3 protein-coding genes and 2 pseudogenes are annotated in these 3,597 nt (G+C 59.9%); all 5 read right to left on the reverse strand.

All coding sequences use genetic code 11. From position 1 onward, the window contains the following. Positions 1 to 194: pseudogene (locus U9R81_RS00235) on the reverse strand (acetyl-CoA carboxylase biotin carboxyl carrier protein subunit); the annotation flags it as partial. A gap of 6 nt (positions 195 to 200) precedes the next feature. After that, positions 201 to 554 carry an OadG family protein gene (locus U9R81_RS00240; RefSeq protein ID WP_322493542.1) on the reverse strand — a complete coding sequence of 118 codons (354 nt, stop codon included), beginning with the start codon at positions 552 to 554 and terminating at the stop codon, positions 201 to 203. Between the two features lie 19 nt (positions 555 to 573). Then, positions 574 to 2,118, reverse strand: a complete 1,545-nt coding sequence (locus U9R81_RS00245; protein ID WP_322493543.1) for an acyl-CoA carboxylase subunit beta — start codon at positions 2,116 to 2,118, stop codon at positions 574 to 576. A gap of 185 nt (positions 2,119 to 2,303) precedes the next feature. After that, positions 2,304 to 3,050, reverse strand: coding sequence for a CPBP family intramembrane glutamic endopeptidase (locus U9R81_RS00250; protein WP_322493544.1), 747 nt, complete (start codon positions 3,048 to 3,050; stop codon positions 2,304 to 2,306). After that, positions 3,037 to 3,597: pseudogene (locus U9R81_RS00255) on the reverse strand (histone deacetylase family protein); the annotation flags it as partial. The gene U9R81_RS00250 and the pseudogene U9R81_RS00255, both read right to left, overlap by 14 nt.

Consider the following 3,597-nt stretch of genomic DNA (forward strand, 5'->3'; position numbering starts at 1 on the left):
GGTGCGGCTGGAGTTGCGGGCAGCGCAACCGGTACCGGTGTAGCGCGCGGCGTAATCTCGCCGATGTCGCCGCTTTCGCTCAGTTGCACCTCAAATTCGCGCCCATCGAGCTGGACAGCGAAGCGATCGCTGCTCAACTCGGCAATATCAACCGTATACGTTTTACCGTTGATCGTCAGTTGATAGCGACGCATTGCAGGTTATCTCCTTCGTTGCCAACTTTGATTCTGGCGCGTGCGGCCAGCCGCCACCCAGCGGCTGGCAAAGAGCAAGCTGCCCGGCCAGTAGCTGCGTACCGTTGGCGCTGCCTCGCGGCGTAACGTTGCCGTGTGAACGGCGACGGCCACGGCGATCGCTGCCACTTCGTCAGGGCTAAGCTGCTCGGTCGGTGCTGGCGTAATCTCTGGCGCCGGCATGACCTCGGTTATGGTGGATGGTTCAGGTTGGTCGAACCGGGTGAGCAAGTTGAGCATCCCCCAAATCAAGGCCAGCACCGTAAAGACTAAACTCATACCGAGCACGGTCATAGTCAAACCAAAGCCAAGGTTCTCCATGCTGCCTCCTGCCGCCGGCTTACGACGGGTACAACCCGTGTTTGCGCGGCGGATTCTGTTGCACCTTGGTGCGCAAAATCTCTAATGCCCGGATCAGGCGAGGCCGGGTTTCAGCTGGTTCGATCACTTCATCGATCTGGCCCAGATCGGCGGCATGGTAGGGGTTGAAGAACTTGCGCCGGTACTCGGCGACAAACTCGGCCATGAGCTGCGACGGATCGGCGGCGGCGCGCAGCTCGTCGCGGCGTAAGATGCGCACTGCCCCTTCAGCGCCCATCACCGCAATTTGGGCCGACGGCCACGCAAAGTTGAGGTCACAGCGCAATTGTTTGCTTGACATGGCTACATACGCACCGCCAATCGCTTTGCGCACCACTACCGAAATCTTCGGCACGGTCGCCTCACTATAAGCGTAAATGATTTTAGCGCCATGCCGGATCACGCCGCCGTACTCTTGCTCGATACCGGGCAAAAAGCCGGTGGTATCGACAAAGGTGATAATCGGAACGTTGAAGGCGTCGCAGATGCGGACAAAGCGGGCAATTTTGTCGCTGGAATCGATATCGAGCACACCAGCCATCACGGCGGGTTGGTTGGCAACCACGCCAACCGCATAGCCGTCGAGCCGGGCAAAGCCAACCACCGCGTTGGGGGCGAAGAGCGGCTGAATTTCGAGAAAACTATCGTGGTCAAAGACCAGATCGATCAAGGTATGAATATCGTACCCTTGCCGTTCATCCGCCGGCACCAACGCATTGAGCGCCGGTTCTTGCCGGTCGGCGCGATCGTAGGGCATAATCTGGGGCGGGTCTTCGTTGTTGTTTTGCGGCAAGTAGCTGAGCAGTCGCTTGATCAACTCGATCACGGCGCGATCATCGGGTGCAGAGAGATGGGCCACGCCGCTGCGCGCGCAATGTACCGCCGCGCCGCCTAGCTCTTGGGTCGAAATGTCGCGGCCCGATACCGCTTTGATCACGTCGGGGCCGGTGAGGAACATGTAGCCGGTTGATTCCGACATAATCACGAAATCGGTCAAAGCTGGCGAATAGACTGCGCCGCCGGCGCAAGGCCCAAGAATGGCCGAGATTTGCGGCACCACGCCCGATGCCATCACATTGCGGACAAAGACCTCGCCGTAGGCGGCCAGTGAACGGACGCCCTCTTGGATGCGCGCCCCGCCCGAATCGTTTAGGCCAATGATCGGGATGCCGCTCTCAATCGCGAGGTCTTGCATGCGGCAAATTTTGTTGGCCTGTACCGCCGAGAACGAACCGCCCATCACCGTAAAGTCTTGCGCATAGACCGCCACCCGTCGCCCGTTAATCTTGCCGAACCCGGTAACGGTGCCGTCGCCGGGGATGCGCTGCTCTTCATCTTCGGTAATGCTGGTCGCCAAGGCGCCAATCTCTTGAAACGAACCAGCATCGAGCAGCAAGGCCAAACGTTCACGGGCCGTCAGTTTGCCGCGCGCATGTTGCTGGGCAATCCGGTCTGGCCCGCCGCCTTGCATCGCCCGCTCGCGCAGGTTGCGCAGCCGCTCGAGTTGGTCTTCGGGGGATTCCACTGTCGCACCTCATTGTTGTTGGAGCTAAAGCCAATGGCAGTATACCGGTTTCACCGCCCTGATGAGGAAAAGAATTCACTACTAGGCGCAAATGTTTGGTGACGAACGGTTGCTGGTGAAAAGTGAACGCAGGTCTAGGCAGAGTGTCGCCGGAAGGGTATGAGGGGCCGGTTTGAAACCGGCCTCTACGATACCCCACCGGTCACCAATACCAACGCCATCGCCAGCAACGCCAGCGTGTTTTGCAACATGTGGAAAAGCACCCCCGGCCAGATCGAGCCGCTCTGTTCGCGCAGGTAACCAAGGCACAGACCAGCCACAAACAGGCCGGGAATGAGCACCGGGATGAAGTGAACGACTGCAAAGACGGCGGCGCCAACGATGATGGTGAGGGTATTGTTGAGACTACGGCGAAGCAGATGATGGAGGACGCCACGGAAGAACAGCTCTTCCACTAACGGCACGATCCCGGCGATGAGCACCCATAAGGCAACCAGTTCGCCGGCGCCAAACGCCTGCCCGCCAGAGATGCTCTCAACCTGCGGGTTTTGGAATTCGCCAAACAGGAGGGTGATTCCGGCATTCGTCAACGCCATCATCCCCATGCCAAAGATAAAGATGGGTGGAACGAGGGCGAAGTACATCCAATGCGGCCACTGCAAACCGAGATCGCGCCAGCCGGCGCGTGGGCCGATCACCCCCAGCACCGCGCCGCCGATGATGAGATACAGCAGCGTGCCGGCAATATAGACCGGCGGGCTGACAAAACCGCGCGAGGTGTCCCAGTTGGCCACTTCAGCCAGTGTGCGGATAACGAGCACAACCAACGCCCCACCCACGCCGATCACCAGCAGCGTGATGAAGAGATCGAGCCAACCCCACGCCGGCGCGATCGGCGCTTGCGGTTGTTCAGGCGGATTATTTGTGAGCATGTGAGATAACTCCATCTAGGAGCGCCGCCACATTTGCGCCCAAGTTTTCAATCGCGTATCCTCCCTCTTGCACGACGAGCGTGGGGAGGCCAAGTTGCCCAATCGCAGCGCCAATCGCCCGATACGCGGCAGTGGTCAATCCAAAATCACCCAACGGATCAGCGTGGAAGGTGTCAAACCCGGCTGAGACGACCAGATAGCGCGGGCCGTAGTCGGCGATCGCTTGCAAGGCCTGCACGAGGGCGGCTAGATAGTCGCGATCCCCAATCCCTGCCGGCAAGGGCAGATTGAGATTGTACCCTTCGCCGGCTCCCGCGCCGCGCTCGTCGGCATAGCCGAGAAAGTACGGGTACTCACGGGCAGGATCGGCATGCAACGAAACGGTCAGCACGTCATTGCGTTCGTAGAAGATGCTCTGAGTACCGTTGCCATGATGATAATCGATGTCAAGCACCGCTACTGCCGGCGCGCGCAGCGCCCAAGTCGTATCGCCGGTAGTGGTGGCGCGGGGGAGCCGGTCAGCAGCTAGCGGCGATACGACTTGGGC

It is taken from the genome of Chloroflexus sp., assembly GCF_034435895.1.
Lineage (GTDB): Bacteria > Chloroflexota > Chloroflexia > Chloroflexales > Chloroflexaceae > Chloroflexus.

What these genes read in the sequence shown, in the direction of transcription:
- U9R81_RS00250 (WP_322493544.1), bottom strand. Translation starts at nt 3,050, where the DNA reads ATGCTCACAAATAATCCGCCTGAACAACCGCAAGCGCCGATCGCGCCG.
- U9R81_RS00240 (WP_322493542.1), bottom strand. Translation starts at nt 554, where the DNA reads ATGGAGAACCTTGGCTTTGGTTTGACTATGACCGTGCTCGGTATGAGT.